Origin of the sequence: Anabaenopsis elenkinii CCIBt3563 (genome assembly GCF_015245355.1) — a bacterium.
GTDB lineage: Bacteria > Cyanobacteriota > Cyanobacteriia > Cyanobacteriales > Nostocaceae > Anabaenopsis > Anabaenopsis elenkinii.
The window spans coordinates 2,772,553-2,796,685 of sequence record NZ_CP063311.1; the positions used below are offsets into that span (position 1 = coordinate 2,772,553).

Consider the following 24,133-nt stretch of genomic DNA (forward strand, 5'->3'; position numbering starts at 1 on the left):
GACAGAAGAGGGGTAATGTGTACTTCATTAGCCTGAAAAAGGCTTTATCTTCGGCTACAGGGGTGCTTGTTATTACAGGCATCCCTTCATTTTTTTTGCAGTCCCATGACCTAACGAGGTCCAGTTATTAACGCGCATATTAGTAAACCCACGCCACTCCTTGGATTTACAAGGTCGGGGACTTGGGTCAAACACAAACAAAATCCACCTAAACATCTGAGGGTTTGGTGGACTTGTGTTTGGTTTTTAGTGGATCCGAGCAGAGTCGAACTGCTGTCCAAATTGGGTATTGACCCCCCGCTCATTCACAGGTTTAGCCTTTCTGACCCTCAAGGCGGGAATCGTTCATTATCCCGAACGTAGGATGCTCTGATTAAGTCTTAGCTAACAAGCCAACCAGAGAACACTTGTTAGAGCGTCCGTTGGGGGTTGGTCTCTAGTCCTTAACGGAGTCAAACCAGAGACGCTCGAACCTGTAAGAGGTTATTATGCAACTGCTACTGTAGCAGGCTTACGAGCAAATTTAACGATGTTATTCGCATTTACTTTTGTTTTGAGCCTTTGATTTGCGAGAGGAGACTCACTCTCGACCTGAATCACAGAGTAGCTTTCGCCAACCTGTCGAAACCGTTACGGACCCCTGAGGTTTATACTTTAATTATAATACGCCGTTGGGGAAATGTGTTGAGAGGGAAAAATTTTTCCGCAAATTTTGAGATGGTTTGATTGAGGAGGTTCTGGGGGTTAGTATGACCATCCCCCAGGAGCAGTTAAACATCTCTACTGATTTTCCTGAGTGGCAACTTGGGGGAGTCCCATGCTGTAGTTGGTGACGCGAGCAGAAAGATTATAGCTGATTTCACCTTTTTGCAGGAGCGATCGCAGATAATGCTCCAAGTCTGAGCCAATGCGACGTAAGTTATAATCTGTTAAATCCTCACCGCTGGAAGCTTCCACCAGTTCATCAAACTGGCGATAAACCTTTTGTAGAGCATCTTCGTTCCAATTGAATTCGTTATCTGGGTCAATATCTAAGGTCAAGACCTGATTACTAGGAACCAGTTCGCCATCCCGGTCAATTTCGGCGGCAAAAATTCGGATATGCCGGGTTGTGGACTTAAGTAGCATCGGGTTGTCCATAGCAAGGTGTAAGGTTGGGTTTGATTACACGGAACTGACAGTCCCCGGCATAAAATACAGGGGGATTGTTGGTTTAAGCGGTAGGGCAGGTTCACAGATATCATTTACCATGAACGGGGATATTCATAAACTCGCCGTCTGTTTACCATTATAGACTTATGCCTGGGCTGAAATTCCTGCTAATTCCGGGCAGTTTCCAGGTAGTTTTTTCTGGCGATCGCTCAGGTATCTGGTTACCTAGGGATTTCTTAATATATATAAAGTATCCCATCGGGTGTAACTCCTGGAATCCTTTCCGGAATTTTTAGGTTAATAAAAGGTACATGAACTAATTCGAGGTAATTATGCTATAAATAGCTCTGGCTTTGATAAACAAGATAAAATCAACCCTTTATTTTACGTACAAATACCACAAAAACCGTAAAAACAACAACTATTCCTTGAGGAAAAATGAAGTTAATGTAAAAAGTTGGAAAAAGCTTGAATAAGTTCTTACAGAAACTTTATTGTATAAGATATCAAAAACTGAATAATAGTTATGGTTTAGTTCAAAGCAAATCTAGCTCAGGAAGATTACGACTTAACACTGAAAGTGTGTGTAGAAAAAACACAGGAGAGTGAATATAAAATACAACTGTTGTGGATTGAAGAAGGGCTTTTAACTCCGGCATTGTAGATACAAAAAAAATATAAAGCATTGCGGATGGGGATATAGTTCCTCACCCTCATGACCACCCAGTAACCTAATCCTCAAAATTATGAACTCGAAAGCATTACCACGCCAGATAAATAATATCGAAGTAGGTGTTTATGAGTGCGAAATACATCTCAAGTTCCGGTTAATTGAAGAAAAAAGTCTATTAGGCGATCGCGAGCAACTGTTACAGGTCTTACTGGATGCATTGACAGAAGGTTCTGATGAGTTTCTGGAGATGCTACAAGCATCTGTAAAGGCGCAGGAAGTATCTGAGTTCAAGGCTTCACCCCAAATGCGTCGCCAGTTGATGCGCTTACGTAATGCGGTTGACAATAGTCAATACTCAGAAGGCTAAAAATCTTCAATTGTCATTTAGTAATTGCAAAATCATGACTTGAGCACACATATAGTGAAGTTTTTTGCAGTTAGTTCATTGGACTATGTAGTGGCATCAAGGGTTAGCTTGTATCAGTTTATTCCATGGGCACCAGCTAAAGTTTAGTCTAGTCTTTGAGAAGCCAAAAAAATAGCATCTACACATAATAAATATTACCGTTTGTACTCCAAAAAAATGGAGTTAACAAGCTACAATAAGGATAGTCGGCATAGGACATCGGCACGACTCTAAACGGGCGAGGAGCGACCATAAGACCTCTTAGGGGGCTGGTTGCAATGAACCGCCAAGAATCACCGAGACTTTAATCCGGGGAGTATGTCAAAGTATAATTGCTTGAACCAGGGTTGTGCTTCGATTTTGATTAGATAAAGCATATTGATGCTGCCCAGACTCAATCTAGGGGCTAGTGTGAAATTATAATACTAGCTCCTAATTACCATTTAAAGTTCTACTGAGCAAGACCGTGTTCCAATGCAAAACGAACTAACTCAGTGCGGCTATTAGTACCAGTTTTACTAAACAAACGACTGACGTATTTTTCAACATTACGGACACTAGTTTCTAAACGTCGAGCAATTTCTTTATTCATCAATCCTTCAGCGACCAGATTTAAAACACTTTGTTCTCTGGGAGTCAAGTCAATTTTAAAAGGGGCTGGTGATTGGGAAATGGCACTTCTTTGAGTTAACAAAGCCTTTATTTGAGCAATCTGATGAGCTAGTTCAGCAATGTCAATGACTTCTTTCTCTTCACCTGCGATTGTAGCCTTAGTAGCTCTACGAGACAGTAAATTCTCCACGATCGCCACTAACTCATCTGGGTCGAAGGGTTTGGGTAGGTAAGCATCAACACCAGCTTGGTAACCCTGAATGCGATCGCCTGTCATACCTTTAGCAGTTAAAAATACCACTGGGACTGCTTGAAACCGGGGGTCTTCTCGCAATTGCTTGAGGAATTGATAGCCATCCACCCGGGGCATCATGATATCAGAAATCACTAAATCAGGTGTATTCTGCTGCATCCAATCCCAGCCATCACGAGCGTTACTGGCAACTTGAACGCTAAAACCACTTTCTTCTAAGTAGTCTTTTACGGCTTCCCGCAATCCTGGTTCATCATCGACCAGTAACAATTGTGCTGACATTGAAGTTTCCCTGTGTGAATCTGTTTCCAATTTAGCGAAATTTGGTAGCTATTGGGTAAGATAGTGACACTCCCCATAGAAAATCATCCAGGAGTGATATACTCCCATGGCTACACCATGTGTCCCTGTGGGCCTCTCAAGTTCTCGGTGCTACTGCATAGGGGATTAACTAAAGCTTTGTTGAGACCGCACCAGATGTACCTCAGCACCGTTGAAACATATCAAAAAATCTCAAATTTTCAATCTCTCATACTGGAGCCGACAGGTTGGGTAGTTTGGCGGACTGGAGGGTGAGCAAAGTTGTGACCGGAAAGTGCGGCGATCGCCCGAGCATATTGGGGATCATTGGGAGTTCCCAGCAAATCCGGATTACTAGCCAGCTGACGCTGTTGTGCTGCCGTCAAATCTATCTTAATATCTGGGACAATTCCTTTTTTATTAATATCTGTACCCTTAGGGGTGTAATAGTGGGCAATGGTAACTGCCAAACCTGACCCATCTGTCAGTTCATGAACAGATTGCACCATGGCTTTGCCAAAAGTTTGACTACCAATAACTACACCTCGGTTATTATCCTTAAGCGCCCCAGCCAGGATTTCACTAGCACTAGCTGAATTACCATCTACCAGTATTGCCAAAGGTCTTCGAGTTAAGGCGGTGCGATTGGCTTGAGTTAACTCACTACCTCCCCCACGATTAACGGTACGGACAATCCCGCCATTATCCAACCACATCCGCGCAATTTCAATGCTTGAATTTAACAAACCTCCAGGATTTCCGCGCAAATCTAAGACAAAAGCATCGGCGTTTTGACTGTTTAAATCTCGAATGGCTCGACGCATTTGCCCAGATGTGTGGCCACTAAACTCTCGTATGCGGATATAGCCAATCCGGCGGTTACCTTCTTGTTGGAGAACATAATGCACCGTTGGGACTTCAATTGTTGCCCGTCTGAGCTGTAAGTCAAAACTACTGCGCCCTATCCTTCCTAATCGTAGAGTGATGGGAGTACCAACCTGACCGCGAATTAACTCCGAGGCTTGTTCTACTCCCATTTGATGGGTACTTTGGCCATCAATGGCCAAAATCTCATCTCCTTCCCTGATCCCAGATCTGAACGCTGGCGAATTGGCGATCGCCTCTACAACCGTCAGACGCCGAGTTTGCTGATTTACTTCCATGCGAATCCCAATCCCGGAGACTTCCCCCGATGTTTGGCTAGCCAGAGCGCGATATTGTTGGGGATCCATAAAGCGTGTATAAGGATCACCCAGTTTTTCTAAGGCTTGGCGAATTGCCACATAAGCTTGTTGATGAGAAGAATATTCCTTGCTTAACAAGCTTTGCCTAACGGCTAGCCAATCTTGTTGATTAAAACTTCCATCAACATACTCACGATTTACCAATTGCCACACTTCGTCAACTAACGCTTTCGGGCTATCTTGAAAGGCAGCCAGAACGCAGCGAGTCCAAGCCGAGCCAAACAGGGAAACAGTGGTAGTTGTGGTGATCGCTCCACCAATCAAGACTAATTGGAGCGGTGAGTAACGTTTCACAGATTGGTTCATGTATATCAGTGGAATATAGTTTTTTTATTGACAGTTTAGCGATCGGCTCAGTACAGCAGCCCTTGCCCTATCAGACTCTTGAGACAATTTTGACTTGATATTGATTTATATTCACCTCATCATTTTTTCCTATTACTTCTGTGCTAATTTATCAACGATGATTGCTCTGATCTTTAGCTATTTTGTTAGTCTAATTTAACACTATTAAGTTTACGTTACATTACTATATAGTGCTTGTTACACCTTGATAGATGCCATTTTTTAACCCTATATTATTCTTTATAAGATAGCACTTTCCCCAGGGAATTATAGGTTTTTTAGAGATTCTTTAACTGAGCAATTATTACCCATATCAATTATCTCAACAGTTGCAACTGCTACCAAAAACCTGAATAGAAAATCCCTCTAGATCTACTAATGTGTAAACCCTGGCTATTTAGCACTCGCAGATGGTGATAATTGTAGACAGAGGAACCTCCGCAAAATAATTTTGCTGAAATTGTTCTTCCCTGATAGCGGCGAAAAATCTTGCTAAGGCTGCATCGCTGATAACTTCTGAGTTGGTGAGGGGATTCCCACTGATTTGCAGCTGCTGAGTGTCTTTTCTGGTGACCGTGAACCCCAAATACTCTAAAGCCTGGAGTCCTAACAATAAGGTTTGGTCATGGATAGCGAGTTTTTCGAGAAGTTGGGCGTGGGTGACTGGTTGATTTGTGCGACTGAGATATTTAGCGATCCCAACCAAGGTTAGCCAAATTTGCCGGGGTGGTTGATGGTGGGGTTTAGACCATGCGATCGCTAATTGTTGATGATTATAGACAGATTGCTGGCAGCATACAAGTAAATCTTTCCAGCTACTAGGACAATCTCTAATTAGCAGTGGTGAATCCTGATGATTCAGACTGGAATATTGCTGATGACGTAAATCAATTATCAACTCAGTATTAACATCAGTCATGACTGAGGTAGCGGTTGGACGCACAGCAATTAATCTGATTTCATAACGGTTTTTAAAGGTGTTGTAGTCTAATTCAGCAATACAATCACACCTACCCAGGGGTAATTCATCTTTATAGTGTCCCCACCAAACACCAGGAAATGGGCTGTTAGTAGACTCATCCCGGATATTAAAGTCTGTTTTAATGTATTGTACCTTTTTCCCTTTCCAATCCTGCTGATTACAATGCCAAGCATTTTCAAACCAGCAGTTTTGAATTAAAAGTTTTGGTACAGGGTTTCCCATCCCACAGGGTTCTAATAATTTCAGTTCTAAGAATAACTCTTTGCCTAAATCAGCCACAGTTACCGTCACATCGGCTTGGACAGTAGGCTTAAGAGTTTTTCCCCCTAAAGATTCTCCCAGATGTTGATTAATCGCCTCTGTAAATAAGGGAATATTCTCCGGTAATAAACTCAACCCAGCAGCAAAGGGATGACCGCCAAAGCTATGTAACAAATGTGCTTGCTTTTTGACCAACTGGTATAAATCAACAGAATTCACTGACCGGGCGGAACCACGGGCTAATAAGGGTTCCTTTGTTTTTTCCCCCACTGGTTGTGTACTTAATAAAATTGTGGGACGGCCTTTTTCCTGGGCTACTTGTCCGGCCACCAAGCCCAATACTCCCGTTGGCCATTGGCTATCTTCCAAGACAATCACATGGGTGGTTGATAAGTCTACTTCTGAGAGTTTTTTGAATACCTGCTCCTGTACATCTTTCTGTAAGGACTTGCGACGGGTGTTAGCTAGTTCCGTAACTTCGGCTAATTGATGACAATATTGAATATCACGGCTAGTTAATAACTCTACGCACAGACTAGCATCGCCTTGAATGCGACTAACAGCATTAATCCGTGGTCCAAGACCGAAAGAAATATCTGTCGGGCGATCGCCATTTTTCCGGCATAATTCTAATAATCGCCCTATACCGGGCCGTCGCCTTGCTACCTGTGGTTGTAGTGCATCTGCACGCAATCTCTCGATGCCTAATTGTGCTAAGTAGCGACAATCTCCACTCAGCTGCACCAAATCAGCAATTAATCCCACAGCCACCAAATCCAATAAATCTGTTAATGGTTCCTGGGCAATATCAGGTAAAGTTTGATATAGTGCTTCTACTAGTTTAAAAGCTACCGCCACCCCTGACAGATGAAATAACTGATGTTCACTTGGTAAATAGCGTGGGTTAATAATTGCCTTAACTGGCGGGCGTTGTTCAGGTAAAGTATGGTGGTCTGTAACTATAACATCTATACCTAACTGTTGAGCATAAATAATTTCATCTATATTGGTACTGCCAGTATCACAAGTTACAATTAACTTACAACCTTGTTGGTGTAAATGATCAATTCCCTGATAATTAAGTCCGTGGGATTCTGTAAAGCGATTGGGGATGTAGTAAATTAACTGAGTATTTTTACTAAAAAACTGTCCCAAACCATCCCATAAAACAGCAGTGGCGGTAATGCCATCAGCGTCAAAATCTCCCCAGATGGCAATTTTATCATTGTTATTTCGTCCTTGTTGCAGCCTGGCTATAGCTAGGTGCATTTCTTCCCCAAATTCAAAAGGACTAGCTGGCCGATAATTTTTATAGTCAGCAAAAGCTGCTAATTGTTCACAGGACTTAATTCCCCTTTGCCACAATAATTGTGCTGCATATAATCCCCTGGATTTTGGCGTATACTGTTGCACCATATGGATAAACCAGTCAGGTGGCTGTTCCGGTCTTGCGAGAATCCACTGCATAGAATTAGCTAGAAATCAAGGATTATATAACTTAGCAAAAACCAATTACACCTATCTTAATTAAATTCCCACCATCTGGGTTTATTTAGTGTTAATTACCCCTTAGAGGATGTTTGTCAAGTCATGATTAGTGTATCAACTATTGCTTGACCCCACCCTAACCCTCCCCTTGTAAGGCTATCCATTACCCACATCTTTCTTAACAATTAGACAAAAGACTTAACATCAGAGTGAAAGCCTTGATGGCTATAGTTTTGAAAGAGAAGAGTGGGTAATGGTATCATGGAAAAGTGGGCAGCGAAAGAATTGGCACAGGTAAACTTAGGGGATGCACGTCGAAACAAGCGGTTAATCAGGATAGTAGAAGATTTGGCAGCACAACCAGATAGTAGTGTACCACTTGCTTGTGGAAATATAGCAGCAACAAAGGCAACATATAATTTTTGGAAATCACCACATTTTCAAGCAGGTGATATTCGTGCTGCCCACACATCCAGCACCATAGAAAGAATCAAAAAACATGAGATAGTATTGGCAATACAAGATACAACAAACATAGATTTAACATCGCACCCAGCCACAAAAGGAGTAGGTTATCTTGACCACAGAAAATCATCAGGATTAAAAGTACATTCAACACTTGCAGCCACAAGTAATGGAGTACCGTTAGGAATTATTGAGCAGCAAGTATGGGCAAGAGAACAAGAGAATTTAGGTATTGCTAAAAAACGTCGTCAACGAGAGACAAAAGAAAAAGAAAGTCAACGTTGGTTGGATGGGTTGCAGACTACACAAAATTTGATTCCCTCAGAAATTGAAGTAGTAACAATAGGTGACTCAGAGGCGGATATATTTGACCTTTTTAACCAGCAACGTCGAGAAAAATCACACTTACTAATTCGTGGGACTCATAATCGTAAAGTAGACCATTGTGGCAAATATCTACATCTTGCCATTCGTCAAATCGAAGCATCTGGAACAGTGACTGTAGAAGTAAAACGCTCTCCAGAACATAGTTCCAGACAGGCGAGACTGACAATTAGGTTCACGAGTTTTGATATTCAAGTACCATTACACCATATTGGACGTTTACAGCTAAAACCTGTCAGGTTACAAGTAATTTTGGCAGAAGAGGAAAATCCACCTCCAGGAACAAATCCCATTAGTTGGTTATTAATTACTAGCTTAGAAATTAACAGTCTAGAAGATGCTGCATGTTGTGTTCAATGGTACACTTACCGTTGGTTGATAGAACGTTATCATTACACATTAAAAAGTGGCTGTGGCATCGAGAAATTACAACTGGAAACTGCTGACCGAATTCACATGGCACTAGCCACTTATACTATTGTCGCTTGGCGATTGTTATGGCTTACTTATCAAGCACGAGTTCATCCTGATTTACCTTGTGATGTTGTTTTGGAAAACAGTGAATGGCAGTCCTTATGTGCCACTATCAACAAAAATCCTATTCCTCCAGACCACCCACCTTCTTTGCATGATGCTGTGCGAATGATTGCCACTCTTGGTGGTTTTTTGGGTCGCAAAGGTGATGGTGAACCGGGTGTGAAAACCATTTGGCGTGGGCTACGACGCTTACACGATATTGCTGCTACTTGGCAATTACTTCACTCCGATTCCCCATCTTATCTTGACATTTAGCGATCGCCTATGGCGGAGGGTAGCCCCTCGCCCCTGTATTCAAAAACTCAATCACCTGTTGGGTCTTCTCAATATCCATACTTATTCTTTTTTGTCAATCCTCCCCACTATGCACATCTCTACAACCTTTATTGTGTTTGCCTTCCAGCAATGTTAAGAAAGATGTGGGTAATGGATAGCCTTGTAAGGGGAGGGGACTTGATTTTATTGTTTCGGTGTGTCCCCCATTTCCTGTTCCCTGTTCCGGTGTTCCCTGTTCCGGTGTTCCCTGTTCCGGTGTTCCCTGTTCCCTAAGATAAAAATTACCTGTTAAAAACTTATCAAACAACCTCTTAGCATTGACAGATATTAGAGCAATATTAACATTAGTATTCATTGGTCATTGATCAGATTTTCCTTGACCAGGGGATTGAGTATAACCTGATTAACAATACCATCAGGTTTAGCGGAGCGAATCGCGGGACGGGTGCGCTTGTAACCCGCTCTTTCAGCCTTTTGATGTTCATAATCAATCAGTCTGCCATAATGTTCATGCTTGCTTAAATTCATGGACAAGAAAATATGCTGGCGGATATTCCCAAATCCTTTACGGTTAAAAAACTTCAGAGCTGGGTTATTAGTAGGATCTGTATCTACTAGCATGAACCGCGCCCCATCTTCAATCATCCTGGCGATGACATGATCAACTAACTTATCTGCTACTCCCCGACGCTGAAATTTGGGACTTACAGCTAGCCATAGTATATAACCGTAAGTCCAGGAGGCTTTAGTAATAATAGTTCCCAAAATAAACCCCGCTAACTCCCCATCGGTTTCCGCTACTAAACAATATTCTGGGTCTGTATTGTAAAGTCCAATTACCTCCCATTCGTCCCAGGTACGATATAAATAAGGATATAAATCGCTGGTAAATAACTGTTCTCCCAAGTGGTAAACCGGGGAAATATCATCAATACCTAATTCACGAACATAAATCAAATTAGTTTCATCAAAGTTCTTCATATGACAATGTCCCTAGAATTCACAGGGTTACTTCTGGAATATTGGCAATATTGGGTAAATTCTGTTGATGTTCTGCCTGGGCTTGTGTCCGTTGGCAAAGTGTGGCAAAATGGCAATAATTACAGGTTGTACTATTTTCCGGTACTTGTGGAAATGCTTGTTTGCTTTGATAAGCTTCTAGCCAATTGGTTAGTTGATTTAACAGTTGATCAAGTCTTTGGGCTGTGCGCTGATGCTGGGTATGATCGTAATTAAATTGAATATTTTGCGGTTGACCTTCAGACTGGAAAAACCAGTAAGTCATAGAAATATTTTGAGGTAAATAGGCGCTTGTTTCAGCCAAAACATATAAATAAAGACGTGTTTGCCAATTCTGTTGTAATTTGCGTTTATTTAGTGGTTTAGGATAGGTTTTCCAGTCCAGAATTTGGGCTTGGAAAGGATCGGCGATGAGTAAATCATAAACGACACAGAGTAAATAGTTTTGAATTTGCAATGTGCGACAATGTTCGCTTTCACGAAAGCTTGGCGGTACAGTTGGTGTTAAAAGTTCTGGTACTAGATTAGTAAGTGCTGATATCCAGCTTTGCAGTTGAGGATCTGCTTGGAGGAAACCATTAATTGGTAAACCCATTTCTCGCTGTTGCATCAGCAGGTGAAAGCGACTACCCAAAATTTGGTTTTCTTCGTGGTCGGGATGGGAGAGCAGGTGCAGTTTGTCTAAGTATGTGTGTTGAAATTGACGGGGACAAGTTTCTAGTAAGTTAAGATGTCCTTGAGATAGGTGTAATACTTGAGTTGTTTCTGATGCCATTCTTTTATTTAAACACTAACAGACTCAGCTAAGAAGAAATATGGGTGAAAATGTTGCGTGTCTGCTGTTGTTCAGGCTATTTGAAGAGAAAAATAAAAGGTGAAGGATGAATTTTGCATTTTGTTTCATCCCTCTACCTTTTTATGTACCTGATGCTTATTTAATGTTAGCCCGTGCGTCCTTCACTGCGGCAAAGAAAAATAATCCTGTCAGTGGAATGCTCAATGCAAGGATAATCGCAGTTACCTGAACACCGAAATCTGGTTCTCCAGAGGTAAGTTCAAAAACTGAACCGACTGCGGCGATCGCTGTTATGCAAGCGCCACCGAGAAATAAACCGCTTTTTGGAGTATACACTATTATTCCTATGCAAAAATGTTAATAATTGCTCAGATTGTTATTTTACTTGATGCTGGAAGTGTCGGCACTATCCAGTTTACAAGCTTTTATTATTTAATTCATGTTACCATGAATTGCGTCAATCCAGGATGAGCAAAACAGATTTTGCTTAACCCCTATGCTACTGGTTTCACCGATTGGTAGGAGAAGCCATTTTTCGATAGTTCCTGGGCTAAAGTCAGAGAATTTTCTACCCGGTCTACAAATACTACACCCTTGAGGTGATCCATTTCGTGCTGAATACAGCGTGCGAGTAGATCATGGGCTTTGAGGGTTTTGGGACGGCCATACTCATCTTTATAAGCAATTTCCACTGATTCGGGGCGCTTGACATCTAAATAGACGTTAGGAATGCTTAAACAACCCTCTTGGGCGACGCAGACTTCTTTACTGAACTGTTTAATTGTGGGGTTGATTAATACGAGTGGGGGGTTAGCGGGGTTATCTGGTTCGCAATCAATCACAATCAGTTGTTTATGAATTCCCACTTGAGGAGCTGCTAAACCAATACCATCGCTACTGTACATAGTTTGCAGCATTTCCCGGATCAGTTGACGGATTTCATCATCTACTTTAGTAATCCGCTTGGCATCTTGACGCAGGACGCGATCGCCCAGATAGTGAAGTTCTAAGGGGGGATTTTTTAACTTTTTCTTCTCGACAGCAATTTCAGAAGGCATGATAGTTAATGGCTGAGTTGTGAAAATTCCTACTATTTCAATTCTAACAATCTTAGTTTAACGACTCCGTTGACTTAGGCACAGTGCTAGGATGCAATGGGCTGGTGATTGCCAAGAGTTGAAGTTAGTTGAGGACTTATTTTATGGCTTCTCAGTGGGAATCTTTACTGCAAAACCTTGGAGAGTGGCGAGGTTCATTTACCCGATTCTCACCCCAAGGTACACAGGTAGAAGATATCAAAAGCGTGGTTTCTTTGCAAGGGTTGAATAACAATCAAGCTATTCGCCAGGTTGTTCGCCGCCATGGACAAGAGGATTTAATTTTAGAATATAGTAGTTTAGCTAAGAGTACCCTGTTTTTTGCCAATGGTGCGTTTTCCCAAGGTTCAATTCAGCTCGCACCATTTACAGAGTTTGGGGCAGAACTTGGTTTAATTTATGAACATCGCCGCTTACGTCTGGTGCAAATTTTTAATAAAAATGGTCAGTTAGATCAAATAACTTTGATTCGAGAACATTTAGCGGGGACTGAACCAGTAGAACAGCCATGCTTAAAAATAGAGGAATTATTGGGAGAATGGCAAGGTGAAGCCGTAACTATATATCCAGATTGGCGATCGCCTCAACAATACGGTACAAGTTTAAAGTTACAATTAGATCACCATGGGCGGTTAGTGCAAACTTTAACTTTTGGCGATCGCTCAATTACCTCTACAGGCACTATTCAAGGTTCTATAATTAACTTTGACCAAAATCCCCAAAACCAGGTACAAGTATTACTGCTTCCTGGTGGTGCTTGTGTAACATCTCCCCTACAGGTGCAGTTGCGTCAATCTTTCTTTTTAGAATTAGGTTGGTTAATTCAACCTTTTGTGCGTCAACGTATGGTGCGCAGCTACAACGAAAAAGGGGAATGGGTGAGTTTAACACTAGTCACAGAAAAAAAAGTATAAGGTTTTATGACTGAGTGGGGAAAACCGGTGTGATTCACAGCAAAAAACAGCCACATTGCACCGCTTGTTCAAGTAGTACTTGATATTCTTCATTCTGAATCCCATAAGCGCCAAATCTAGCTAAATGGGGGTTCATCATTTGAGCATCAAACAGCATAAATTGGCGTTGACGCAATCTTTCCACCAACTTTACCATAGCCACCTTAGAACCGTCAGGGATGTGGTAAAACATCGACTCACCAATAAAAGCACCCCCAATGATAATTCCCAGAATACCCCCAGCTAGTTGGTCACCTTGCCAAGTTTCAAAACTATAAGCGTAACCATTCTGGTAAAGTAAATGATAAATCTCTTGTAATTCCGGTGAAATCCAAGTGGTGTCGCGGTTAGCACACCCAGCAACCACAGCCGGAAAATCACGGTTGATGCTGACGGTAAAACGCTCTTGATTGAGAACACGCTGTAGGGACTTAGGGTAGCGGAATCGCTCATCCAAGGGAATCAGAGTGCGATCGCGGCTAGTGTACCATCCCAGGCCTTTGTGATCATCAGCCATGAGAAAATAACCTTGAGCATAACCCCGAACAAGAGCAGCGATATCGTATTGCATAATTTAAGCAAACAAGCAAAAAACCTCAGCGTACCTTTGCGTGTCCTTAGCGTTCCTCTGCGTTGAAAAAAAGATGACTGAAGCAATCCCACCCATTACCCTACCACCCGCCAACAACCCCGATCTTGAAGGCCAATGGTTACAAGAAAACTTATTGCGGTGGCTAGATACAGAATTTTTACCAGAAACAGTCAACCAAAAAATTGCCCACAGGGCGGCGCAAATTTTTGTCAGACAACGCATGGAAGGAGAAAATGATCTAGGCTCTCTGGTTATAGCCATTGTCACAGAGATGCAGGCTTTTGATTTTTCCAAAAGTTTCTACGGAGAATTTGCGATCGCCAACGCCGTCAGCGATCTACTTTTAGATAGTCTAGGTATAGACCGTTGCTGCGGAGAATAGTTGGCTCATTTTCTCCTGGAAGGAGAAAATGACCAATACCTACCAGCTAGACTTAACCACTCCGGGTAAAAGACCTTGATGGGCCCATTCCCGTAACACATTCCGAGACAGACCAAAGTCGCGATAAACACCTCTAGGACGACCAGTTACCCAGCAGCGATTGCGGTGACGAGTGGGCGCACTATTACGGGGTAGCTGTTGAATTTTCCGGTGAATTTCCAATTTCTCCAAAGGAGATTCTACACTTTTGAATTCTTCCAATAATGTTTCTCGCTTTTCACGATACTTTTGTACCAACTTGGCGCGTTTTTTTTCGCGCTCAATCATACTCTTTTTTGCCATAAATTCTCTAACTGATTTTCAGACAGCATTTTCTATTCTATCGTGTTTTCACGATTTCTAGGAATTAATGTTTTTTTTACCAGTGGGACATAAATCATAGAGGTCGCAATCTCCGCAGTTGGGAGAACGGGCTTTACAAATAGCACGACCGTGATAAATCAAACGTATTGACCAGTTTTCCCAATCTGGCTGGGGTAACAACTTGATTAAATCTTGCTCAATGCGAACCGGATCAGAAAATTTCGTTAACCCCAAGCGTTGGCTCAATCGCTTAACGTGAGTATCAACAGTTACCCCTGCATTAATACCATAAGCGTGAGCTAAAACTACATTTCCCGTTTTTCGCGCCACCCCTGGAAGCTTTAACAATAGCTCCATTTCCTTGGGAACTACTGAGTCAAACTCCTTGACAATCATCCGACAAGCTGCTTGAATATTTTTCGCCTTATTCCTGTAAAAACCCGTAGAACGAACTAAATTTTCTAACTCTTCTAGATCAGCATTGGCTAAACTAGCCGCGTCTGGAAAGCGGGCAAATAAAGCTGGTGTAACTTTATTCACCCGCTCATCAGTACACTGAGCAGAAAGAATAGTTGCTACCAACAGTTGTACTGGGGTGGAGTAATTCAAAGAGCAAGTTGCATCTGGATAAAGAACTCGTAAACGGGCGAGAATTTCTAACGCCCGTTGCTTTGGAGATAAAGATTTGCGGGTAACACTCACTGGAATAACTTTTGCACCCAATCTAACTGGGAGGTTAACTGACTAGTTTCTTTAACAATCAGAAAAATTCCTAGTCCTAAGAGTAACATTAAACCAGTTTGCATCACACCTTCTTGAATGCGGTTAGGTAGTGGCTTACCTCGTAAACCTTCAATGAGCAAAAATGCCAATTGTCCGCCATCTAGAGCGGGTAAAGGTAAAATATTGATAATTGCCAAGTTAATGCTGATTAAAGCCGCAAAAAAGAACAGACTACCTGTATCATTTTGGGCAATGGAGGAGCCAATTTGGACAATTTTAATCGGTCCTGCTACCTGACCAGCTGTTTCGCCGAAGTTGGTGATTAATTGGCCAAAGCCTTGAAATGTCATGGTAATCAGGCGCTGAAATTCGCCTCCACCAATGTTGAAAGCTTGTCCCAAATTCCTTACGGGACGGCGGATGACTTCACCATTGGGAGCAAGTCCAACCCCAATAGTACCTCCTGCTGGCTTGTCTTCAGGAACTAGATTTACGGTCATCTTTTGGTCGCCACGGGCAATTTCTAGCTGTACAGGTTGACCTGGACTGTTCTTGATAATATCCCGTAAGTCTTCTATTTCTTGTAGTGCTGTGCCAAATTCCCTTTGATTAGCCGCTAAAATCACATCTCCGGGTTTAATTCCGGCGGATGCGGCTACAGAACTCACCTCTGGCGCTAGTTGTTGAATTAAAACTCCTGGTTGGCTGGATTGTCCTATACCAATGAGGCTGACTTGGGTTACCAACAGGAAATAGGCAAAGATTAAGTTGGCGATGACTCCCGCGCTGATGACGATCGCCCGGTCTAAAATTGGCCGGTTGCGCAGCAAATTCGGGTCATTGGGGGGAACATCGCTATCTGGGTCATCATCGGGAAAGCCCACAAACCCACCTAAAGGAAAGGCGCGGATGGCGTATTCGGTTTGAGATCCTTGGTATTTCCAAAGAACGGGGCCAAATCCTAAAGAGAAGCGGTTAACGAGAATACCTTGAGAACGAGCTGCGGTAAAGTGTCCTAACTCGTGTACCAAGATCAAAACAGCCAAGACTGCGATCGCTGCTAAAACTGACATAGAGCTTAGTCAAAATTCCGATATATTATTCTTATTCTAATAGTTAAGGAATGGCTAAGGAGTCTGAGCACTAACGCACTACTCCAATTTCCATAGAGGTGGCCAGCACAAACTTACTCACAAGAAAATCGCCGAAAGGCACGGAAGCCACTTGGCTTTAGACAGTGGAGGAAGTGCCAACGGCGAATAAATTGCCTTAAATCTATCCGTGATGAGGCTCTTCGATATATCTTTTGATAACGTCTGCTGAAACTTGTCCAGCAGTAGAATAAAAATAGCTATTAGTCCATAGGCTAGGAAGTTTAAGTAATTCAGGAAATTCTCGTCTTAATAAGCAAGATGACCGTCCTTTAAAAGCTTTAACTACTTGATTTATAGCAACATCAGGTTGATGTTCTACGAATAAATGAACATAGTCTGGGGCAACTTCAAGAGCAAGTATGTCCCAGTCTTTTTCTTTGGCTAATTCATAAATTATCTGTCGAAGGCGTTTAGCTATCTCTCCAGATAATACCTTTTTCCGTCGTTTGGGTATCCAGACAATATGCACTACCGCATTACCTTTTGAATGATTCCCTGTTCTGTATTCTAGCGTGGACTTCATGTTGTTTGGTGATTGCTGTTGACAAGTAAATCATATCTCAACCATACTTTTGGAATCAACAAGCATTGAAGGTCGAACAATGTACGGATGCCAACAAGTTCTTATTAAGTCTGATAAATCAACAACAGCAATCTTAGAGGATGTTTGATAAGTTTTCAACAGGTAATTTTTATCTTAGGGAACACACCGAACACGGTATGGCTAACGCCACGCTATCGACTTCCCTCACCGACCACACAAAAAATACCCACAGATACCCGACTTCTAGCTAAATTATGGTAGTCAGATTCATCTGACTTCAGCTATCAGACAGGGGTTTATAACCCCTGGTTTGTGACATCCCACTTTGCGAACCTTTGCGCGTACTTAGCGACCTTTGCGTTTAAAACCCAGACAAAAACACAAATCCATAACATAATAATGACTCACACCACCTAGAGTATCTCCACCAAAAATGACAGCAGCAACCCCCGAAAGCCTAAATAAATTTGTCAACTTTTGTCACCAACACATCAAAGGACAAGAAAAACAAGAAGCGCAAACATTCTTAGACAGATTTTTTAGAGCATTTGGACACCAAGGAGCCTTAGACGCGGGGGCGAAATTTGAAGAACCCATCAAAAAAGGGAGTAAAAAAGGTAAAACCGGGTTTGCTGACCTAGTGTGGAAACCCCGCGTATTAATTGAGATGAAAAAACGCGGCGAAGACCTGAGTAAACATTATTCCCAAGCATTTGATTACTGGACAAGATTAGTCCCCCAACGCCCTAAATACGTCATATTATGTAACTTTGATGAATTTTGGATATTTGACTTTGACATTCAGCTAGATACACCCGTAGATCAAATATCCCTAGAGCAGCTACCAGAAAGGGCGGGAGCCTTCGCCTTTATGGAATTTGGGAATAAAACTCCCGTATTCAATAACAACCAGGTAGAAGTCACAGAAAGAGCCGCCCGGCGCATGGGGGAATTACTCCTAGAACTACAAAACCGGGGAGTTCCGAAACTAAACGCACAAAGGTTTATTTTGCAATGCGTCTTAGCTATGTTTGCTGAAGACAGACAACTGTTACCGCGGGATATGTTTATTTCTTGCGTTCAGGACTGCATTAATGGCGCAAGTTCCTATGACCTTTTAGGTAATTTATTCCGGGAAATGAACCAACCGGGAAAAACCCCAGCGGGACGTTATCAAGGGGTAGAGTATTTTAATGGTGGGTTATTTTCCCACATTGAACCAGTGGACTTGACCCCAGAAGAATTAAAATTTCTGGATGTTTCCGCTAAAGAGAATTGGAGTAAAGTTAGACCGGCTATTTTTGGTAACTTATTTGAAGGAACAGTAGATAAACAAGAGCGCCACGCTAAGGGTATTCATTACACCTCAGAAGTGGACATTATGAAAATTGTCCGACCTACCATTAGCCGTTATTGGGAAGAAAGAATAGAGGAAGCTAACACCCTTAAAGAACTAGGATTATTGCAGTTAGAACTACAGAGCTATCGAGTTCTTGACCCTGCTTGTGGTTCTGGCAACTTTCTCTATATAGCTTATCAGGAATTAAAGAGAATTGAAACCCTGTTATTAGAGAAAATCCAGGAAAAGCAGAAATCAGACTCTAAGCAAATGCAGATGGGTTTAGTCACCCCCATGCAATTTTATGGGATGGATACTAACTTATTTGCGGTAGAGTTAGCGCGGGTAACATTGATGATTGGGCGGAAAATTGCCATTGATAATTTACAGTTAACCGAGCCTGCTTTACCTTTGGATTCTTTAGATAAGAATATTATCTGTGGGGATGCCTTATTTAGTCAATGGCCAAAAGTGAATGCAATTATTGGGAATCCGCCATTTTTGGGGGGTAAAAAACTACGCCTAGAATTAGGAAATGAATATACAGATAAACTATATCAACAATTTTCCGAAATTAAAGGACAACCAGATTTTTGTGTGTTCTGGTTTAGAAAAGCCCATGATTATTTAGATGAGAAAGGGAGAGCAGGTTTAGTTGGGACTAATTCCATTGCTCAAGTTTCTGGGAGAAAAGCTAGTTTAGATTATATTGCTAGTCATGGTGGTATTATTTATGATGCTGTATCTACACAACCATGGTCAGGAGATGCAGCTGTTCATGTGAGTATTGTTAATTGGTGTAAAGAACCAACTAAACAGAAGTTTTTAGATAGCGTAGAGGTTGACTTAATTACCACATCGTTAAAAAGTGAAACATCGGTCACTAGCGCTCAAGTATTAAAGGCTAATAAAAACTTTTCTTTTCAAGCTTGTGAATTATCCAGTAAAGGCTTTATAGTCTTTGAAGAGGAAGCGCGAGCATGGATCATTCAAGATCCTAAAAATCGAGTAGTGCTTAAACCCATGGTGGATGGTAAGACTTTAATTAATCCCTATAGAAAGTTAGATTGGGTGATTGACTTTAATAATATGCCCATTGAACAAGCATCAGAGTATAAGTTACCTTTTGAAAGAGTTAAAGATCAAGTCAAGCCAGAAAGAGATAAAAATCGTCGTGATTCAAGAAGAATTAACTGGTGGAAATTTGGTGAGAAAAGACCAGCTATGAGGGAGGCTTTAAAAAATCTTAAACTTTATTTTGCCATACCAAAGATTTCTAAATGGATAGTTTTCACCCCTGTAGATATATCGATTTTACCCTGTGAAGCTAATATGGTAATTGCATCAGATGACTTTTACATATTAGGTATTCTCACATCTAAAATACATCGTCAGTGGGTAAAAGCCCAAAGTTCAACCTTAAAGGGAGATACTCGCTACACTAATACCACCTGCTTTGAAACCTTTCCCTTTCCCCAGACAGCAACAGGGGAGATAGTGGAAAAAATCCGAGCCAAAACTGTAGAACTCCACGAATATCGGACTCAAGAAATGGAGTCTAAACAGTGGGGAATCACTACATTATATAATAAATTCTACAACGAACCCAGCAGCAAACTATATAAACTCCATGAACAACTAGATAAATTAGTGATGGAAGCCTATAAATTTAAACCTGAAGATGACATTTTAGAGCAACTCTTAAAATTAAACCAAGAGCTAGGAAAAAAAGAAAGCCAGAATCAACAGGTAATTGGACCCGAAGCAGTTAATTAAAATATTGTCAACAGACACCACATCTTTACCCCACCCTAACCCTCCCCTTCTAAAGGGAGGGAACACCTTAGCGACCTTTGGGTTTAAACACCGTACAGGCGATCGCCTAACAGAACCCACAGATACCCATAATTACCCACTAATACACGTGATAAGCAGTAATCACAAGAAGTTTATCCGGCGAATATATAGACTCAACCCTGGGATAACTAGAATGTGACCACCAAACCTTAAATCTACCACCCTTTGCTGGTGCACTAGCTGAAATTGAATATCCAGCTGCTTCCATTATTTGCTGAAAATGGATCGAGCTAATTGTAGGTACATCAAATTTTTTTAGACCCTGGACTCATGTTTGTTCAGGGTCATAGCTACCGCGATAAGTAGTGAAGATTTTATACCCAGGTAAGACTAAGCCTATACCAATAGGTGCATTGATCATCCCCGGATATTTATATGGATCATCATCTGGAGTTTCACCGCCAATCCGGAATGATAAGCCAAAAAACCAAATATATAAACCTGGAAACATTAAATCCATACTATATGCTATGGCTCTCATTTTTTCTTTTTTATTAATGATTTATGCGTTGATTTTAAGCTTAGTTAGACTGATCATTTGCGCCTCCTGAGATTGCAAAAGACATGGGGAAATCAAAAACCATAATTTATCTTTAAAGTTGCTTTTGAGTCAATTTCAGTAATTTGTATTGAGTAATTTGGAGTGTTATTTAATTTGGTTTAAGATATTGAAATTACAGTACTTATTATAAGAAATAATATCACAATATAATTATATCTTCGAGAATTTTTCATAACTGGTCAACAGGTAATTTTTATCTTAGGGAACAGGGAACACACCGAACAGGGAATGAGGAATGAGGAATGAGGAATGAGGAATGAGAAATGAGGAATGGGTAACACACCGAACACACCAAAACAATAAAATCCAGTCCCCTCCCCTTACAAGGGGAGGGTTAGGGTGGGGTCAAACAATAGTTGATACACTAATCATGACTTATCAAACATCCTCTTAGGGAACAGGGAACACCGGAACAGGGAATACCGAAGGATTGGGAAGGATTGGGGAATAGGGAATACCGAAGGAATGGAGAACAGACTTTCCCAACAAACACCTTTGCGAACCTTTGCGTTTAAACACCGTACAGGCGATCGCCCCAAAAATTCCCCCAGATCCCCGACTTCTAGATAAATCATCCTAGACTATCTCTAATTATGTGAGAAGTCGGGGATCTTACCCCCTCACAGATTCTCCAATTTTGGTATAATCACTCTTCCATAAAAAGTGATTATACATAGTTTGCGGAAGTATGTATTATTTCTAGAATTTATCCAATTTACAAAACTTCCCTACCCAAATACACCTGTAAAGCTTCCGGTATTTTCACTGTACCATCAGGCTGCTGGTAATTTTCTAAAATTGCTGCCATAGTTCTGCCCACAGCCAACCCGGAACCGTTCAAAGTATGAACATACTGGGTTCCTTTTTTCCCGGATTCCTTAAAGCGAATATTTGCTCTGCGGGCTTGGAAATCTACACAATTAGAGCAACTAGAAATTTCTCGATACTTACCAGAAGATGGTAACCATACTTCTAAATCATAGGTTTTTGTAGAACCAAAACCTAAATCACCTGTACAAAGATTAATCACGCGGTAAGGCAATTTCAAAGCCTGTAAAATCGCCTCTGCATTCTCAATCAATTTTTCTAATTCATCAAAAGAAGAACTAGGATGAACAACCTTCACCAACTCAACTTTATTGAATTGATGCAGACGAATTAACCCCCGCATATCCCGCCCATAGCTTCCCGCTTCCCGACGAAAACAGGGAGTATAAGCACAGTGATAAATAGGTAAATCTTCCGCTGCTAGAATTTCTCCGCGGTAAAGATTAGTAACGGGAACTTCCGCTGTGGGTATCAACCATAATTCATCATCGGCACATTTAAAGCTTTCTTCAGCAAACTTTGGTAACTGACCCGTCCCGGTTAAAGCGTCAGTATTGACTAACAAGGGTGGACTAACTTCTATATAACCGGCTGCAGTTTGCATTTTCAGCATAAACTGAATTAATGCCCTTTCCAATGCAGCACCCGCACCGACTAAAGTGACAAACCGGCTTTGAGCAACTTTCACCGCCCGCTCAAAGTTGAGTATACCCAATTTTTCGCCGATTTCCCAATGAGGGAGAATATTCGGGTTTTGGGGTAGATATTCATCACCCCAGCGCCGCACTTCGAGGTTTTCTTCTTCACTCTTACCAATGGGTGTAGAATCGCTGGGTAAGTTGGGAAGTGCTAGCAGGAGTTGGTCAATTTCGGCTTTCAAGGCTCTCTCTTGGGGTTCGAGTTCACTTAATTGAACTTTGAGGGCGTTACCTTCATCCCGTAAGGCTTGAATTTCTGGAGATTGAGGATTTACACCAGATTTAATTTTTTGCCCTACCAACTTACCAATTTCATTACTGCGAGCCTGAAGTTGACTACGTTTGCTTTCTAGTTCTCGTTGTTGCTTGTCTAACTGTAATATGGGTTCGATATCGTATTTACCACTACGACTATTCAAGCGTTGTTGAATTAATTGGGGATTTTCCCGTATTTGCTTAATATCCAGCACAGATTTTTCTCGGTTGCCTAGGACTTGCCAAAACATCAGCATATACTGATTTTGCCTTGCTAGTACAGGAATTGCCAAGACAAAATCCCCCTGGTTATTTTAGCCTCAGCTGCGGGTAATGCGATTCAGTAACCATATTGATACTGCTAGCCCGGCGAAGTGGGCAGAAACGGTGTTAATATTTGCCTGGACTACCAGCATATCTAAACCGCTAATAATTCGCGTGGGGTCAAATAATTGAGTAGTTGCAGCTTGGGGGGATATGGATCTGGCTACCAATGTGCCGACAATGGCTTGGGAGCCTAACAATGTGACTAGCATTCCCACTAAATTCATCCATAGTCCCAAGCGTAATACTTCTAGGGTTTCACTTTTGCGCGGGCGGTTTTTGGGGTTGGGGGATTGTAATTGTTGACCAATTATGGTATAGCGATAAGCTAAGTAAATACCACCACCTAAAATCAAAATTCCGCAAACTGCTAAAAATACACCAAATCCTGTACCGGGGTTATTATTGGCGCTATTGGGGCGCTGACTAAAGATGGCAAACAGCAGGACAATAATGGCAGAAACAACACCTAGGACTAATTGTACCCAGAAGCTAATCCAACCCGTGAGCCGGAAGTTTTTAGCAATAGCCTGGACGGTGGAGGAAGATGATGGAGTGTCAGGGTTCTGTGACATATTAGTACTAAGTAATGTTGAAAAATTGTTAATTTTGTTAAATTTGTTAAATTTAATTAAAATCAGTGAGAGGGTTACCCCTCCCACTCCTGTAGCTGTCTGTATAATAAATGACTTTCATCACTTTGTTTGAGTGGTGATTGAATCATTTTTCACCAAGGGCAGCTTTATAAGGTAATGGTATAACTATCGTGCAGGGATTTAACATACACGCGATCGCAGCGTGTTGTTTCTACCCCTGTGGCTAGTTGATAACCATGGCTTTCATACAACTTGACGGCTTCCACCAAAATACTGGCGGTTTCAATCCAAATTTGCTGAAAACCACGGGAGGCGATCGCTGCTTCTAGCTCTTGTAATAAATATCTTCCCAGTCCTAAACCCCTGACACTGGATAAAAGATACATTTTCCTAATTTCTACAGCATTCTGACCCCGTTGGGTTGGGTAGTATGCTCCCGTACCTACTAGCTGATTCTGGTGTTCGATTACCCAAAACTCACCTCCGGTGACTAAGTAAAATTCCTCTACTTGCAGCACATCTTTGTCTGCGCCGTGGGGTTCCCAACCCAGACCGTATTCTGATAATACATAACTGACAACAGAAGCGGCTCTGGTGCGATCGCCTATTTCCCAGTTACGAATCAAAAAATCTTGATAATATTTTCTCATTGGCTCAGGCTCGCACAGAAAA

The 24,133-nt window shown here is 41.7% G+C and carries 23 protein-coding genes and 1 other RNA gene; 5 read left to right on the top strand and 19 right to left on the bottom strand.

The annotated features are described in order from the left end of the window. Positions 1–247: 247 nt before the first annotated feature. Positions 248–640, bottom strand: a transfer-messenger RNA (tmRNA) gene (gene ssrA, locus IM676_RS12210). A 140-nt stretch (positions 641–780) separates the two neighbouring features. Then, entirely contained in the window at positions 781–1,140 is a 360-nt protein-coding gene (gene ndhM, locus IM676_RS12215; RefSeq protein ID WP_200987165.1) for an NAD(P)H-quinone oxidoreductase subunit M, read from the bottom strand. A gap of 758 nt (positions 1,141–1,898) precedes the next feature. Between ndhM and IM676_RS12220 the strand changes: the two genes are divergently transcribed. Next, a complete protein-coding gene (locus IM676_RS12220) occupies positions 1,899–2,192 on the top strand; it encodes an Npun_R1517 family heterocyst differentiation transcriptional regulator (protein ID WP_200987166.1) in 294 nt (97 codons plus the stop codon). Positions 2,193–2,682: 490 nt separating this feature from the next. On the opposite strand, the gene IM676_RS12225 is transcribed toward IM676_RS12220, so the two are convergent. The 3 genes from IM676_RS12225 to recJ all read right to left on the bottom strand — a co-directional run bounded on the left by IM676_RS12225 (position 2,683) and on the right by recJ (position 7,695). Next, positions 2,683–3,378, bottom strand: coding sequence for a response regulator transcription factor (locus tag IM676_RS12225; protein ID WP_200987167.1), 696 nt, complete (start codon positions 3,376–3,378; stop codon positions 2,683–2,685). Positions 3,379–3,617: 239 nt separating this feature from the next. Then, positions 3,618–4,946: a carboxyl-terminal processing protease CtpB gene (ctpB, locus tag IM676_RS12230; RefSeq protein ID WP_200987168.1), complete on the bottom strand. Its 1,329-nt coding sequence runs from the start codon at positions 4,944–4,946 to the stop codon at positions 3,618–3,620. Positions 4,947–5,382: 436 nt separating this feature from the next. After that, positions 5,383–7,695 carry a single-stranded-DNA-specific exonuclease RecJ gene (recJ, locus tag IM676_RS12235; RefSeq protein WP_200987169.1) on the bottom strand — a complete coding sequence of 771 codons (2,313 nt, stop codon included), beginning with the start codon at positions 7,693–7,695 and terminating at the stop codon, positions 5,383–5,385. A 282-nt stretch (positions 7,696–7,977) separates the two neighbouring features. On the opposite strand from recJ, the gene IM676_RS12240 reads away from it, so the two are divergent. After that, positions 7,978–9,357 (top strand): IS4 family transposase, encoded by a 1,380-nt coding sequence (locus IM676_RS12240; RefSeq protein WP_200986960.1) that lies wholly within the window; start codon positions 7,978–7,980, stop codon positions 9,355–9,357. A 94-nt stretch (positions 9,358–9,451) separates the two neighbouring features. Here IM676_RS12240 and IM676_RS12245 read toward each other — a convergent pair whose 3' ends face one another. The 5 genes from IM676_RS12245 to def form a co-directional block, all read right to left on the bottom strand. Then, positions 9,452–9,733 carry a hypothetical protein gene (locus IM676_RS12245; RefSeq protein ID WP_200987170.1) on the bottom strand — a complete coding sequence of 94 codons (282 nt, stop codon included), beginning with the start codon at positions 9,731–9,733 and terminating at the stop codon, positions 9,452–9,454. After that, entirely contained in the window at positions 9,730–10,359 is a 630-nt protein-coding gene (locus tag IM676_RS12250; protein ID WP_200987171.1) for a GNAT family N-acetyltransferase, read from the bottom strand. Before IM676_RS12250 ends, IM676_RS12245 begins: the two co-directional genes overlap by 4 nt. A 19-nt stretch (positions 10,360–10,378) precedes the next feature. Continuing rightward, positions 10,379–11,173, bottom strand: coding sequence for a PD-(D/E)XK nuclease family protein (locus IM676_RS12255; protein WP_200987172.1), 795 nt, complete (start codon positions 11,171–11,173; stop codon positions 10,379–10,381). A gap of 156 nt (positions 11,174–11,329) precedes the next feature. Next, entirely contained in the window at positions 11,330–11,533 is a 204-nt protein-coding gene (locus IM676_RS12260) for a hypothetical protein (protein WP_200990189.1), read from the bottom strand. A gap of 155 nt (positions 11,534–11,688) precedes the next feature. Beyond that, on the bottom strand, positions 11,689–12,252 hold the full coding sequence (def, locus tag IM676_RS12265) for a peptide deformylase (protein ID WP_200987173.1): 564 nt from the start codon (positions 12,250–12,252) through the stop codon (positions 11,689–11,691). Positions 12,253–12,395: 143 nt separating this feature from the next. Between def and IM676_RS12270 the strand changes: the two genes are divergently transcribed. Continuing rightward, positions 12,396–13,205 (top strand): DUF3598 family protein, encoded by an 810-nt coding sequence (locus IM676_RS12270; RefSeq protein ID WP_200987174.1) that lies wholly within the window; start codon positions 12,396–12,398, stop codon positions 13,203–13,205. A 34-nt stretch (positions 13,206–13,239) separates the two neighbouring features. Here IM676_RS12270 and aat read toward each other — a convergent pair whose 3' ends face one another. Continuing rightward, a complete protein-coding gene (aat, locus tag IM676_RS12275; RefSeq protein ID WP_200987175.1) occupies positions 13,240–13,815 on the bottom strand; it encodes a leucyl/phenylalanyl-tRNA--protein transferase in 576 nt (191 codons plus the stop codon). 73 nt (positions 13,816–13,888) lie between these two features. Here aat and IM676_RS12280 point away from each other — a divergent pair, with 73 nt between their 5' ends. Further along, positions 13,889–14,218: a hypothetical protein gene (locus tag IM676_RS12280; protein ID WP_200987176.1), complete on the top strand. Its 330-nt coding sequence runs from the start codon at positions 13,889–13,891 to the stop codon at positions 14,216–14,218. Positions 14,219–14,257: 39 nt separating this feature from the next. Here the strand turns inward: IM676_RS12280 and rpsN are convergent, their stop codons facing one another. The 4 genes from rpsN to tnpA form a co-directional block, all read right to left on the bottom strand. After that, positions 14,258–14,560, bottom strand: a complete 303-nt coding sequence (gene rpsN, locus IM676_RS12285; RefSeq protein ID WP_200987177.1) for a 30S ribosomal protein S14 — start codon at positions 14,558–14,560, stop codon at positions 14,258–14,260. 57 nt (positions 14,561–14,617) lie between these two features. Beyond that, positions 14,618–15,304 (bottom strand): endonuclease III, encoded by a 687-nt coding sequence (gene nth / locus IM676_RS12290; protein WP_200987178.1) that lies wholly within the window; start codon positions 15,302–15,304, stop codon positions 14,618–14,620. Continuing rightward, positions 15,280–16,377, bottom strand: coding sequence for an RIP metalloprotease RseP (rseP, locus tag IM676_RS12295; protein WP_200987179.1), 1,098 nt, complete (start codon positions 16,375–16,377; stop codon positions 15,280–15,282). The genes nth and rseP overlap by 25 nt, the downstream gene beginning before the upstream one ends. 202 nt (positions 16,378–16,579) lie before the next feature. Then, positions 16,580–16,981, bottom strand: a complete 402-nt coding sequence (tnpA, locus tag IM676_RS12300) for an IS200/IS605 family transposase (protein WP_200987180.1) — start codon at positions 16,979–16,981, stop codon at positions 16,580–16,582. Between the two features lie 454 nt (positions 16,982–17,435). Here tnpA and IM676_RS12305 point away from each other — a divergent pair, with 454 nt between their 5' ends. Then, positions 17,436–20,117 carry a DNA methyltransferase gene (locus tag IM676_RS12305; RefSeq protein WP_200987181.1) on the top strand — a complete coding sequence of 894 codons (2,682 nt, stop codon included), beginning with the start codon at positions 17,436–17,438 and terminating at the stop codon, positions 20,115–20,117. A 349-nt stretch (positions 20,118–20,466) separates the two neighbouring features. On the opposite strand, the gene IM676_RS12310 is transcribed toward IM676_RS12305, so the two are convergent. The 4 genes from IM676_RS12310 to IM676_RS12325 form a co-directional block, all read right to left on the bottom strand. Further along, on the bottom strand, positions 20,467–20,679 hold the full coding sequence (locus tag IM676_RS12310) for a hypothetical protein (protein WP_225880343.1): 213 nt from the start codon (positions 20,677–20,679) through the stop codon (positions 20,467–20,469). Between the two features lie 796 nt (positions 20,680–21,475). Continuing rightward, entirely contained in the window at positions 21,476–22,756 is a 1,281-nt protein-coding gene (serS, locus tag IM676_RS12315) for a serine--tRNA ligase (RefSeq protein ID WP_200990191.1), read from the bottom strand. Between the two features lie 105 nt (positions 22,757–22,861). Continuing rightward, positions 22,862–23,440, bottom strand: a complete 579-nt coding sequence (locus IM676_RS12320; RefSeq protein ID WP_200987182.1) for a DUF3611 family protein — start codon at positions 23,438–23,440, stop codon at positions 22,862–22,864. A 167-nt stretch (positions 23,441–23,607) separates the two neighbouring features. Beyond that, entirely contained in the window at positions 23,608–24,111 is a 504-nt protein-coding gene (locus tag IM676_RS12325; protein ID WP_200987183.1) for a GNAT family N-acetyltransferase, read from the bottom strand. Positions 24,112–24,133 lie beyond the last annotated feature (22 nt).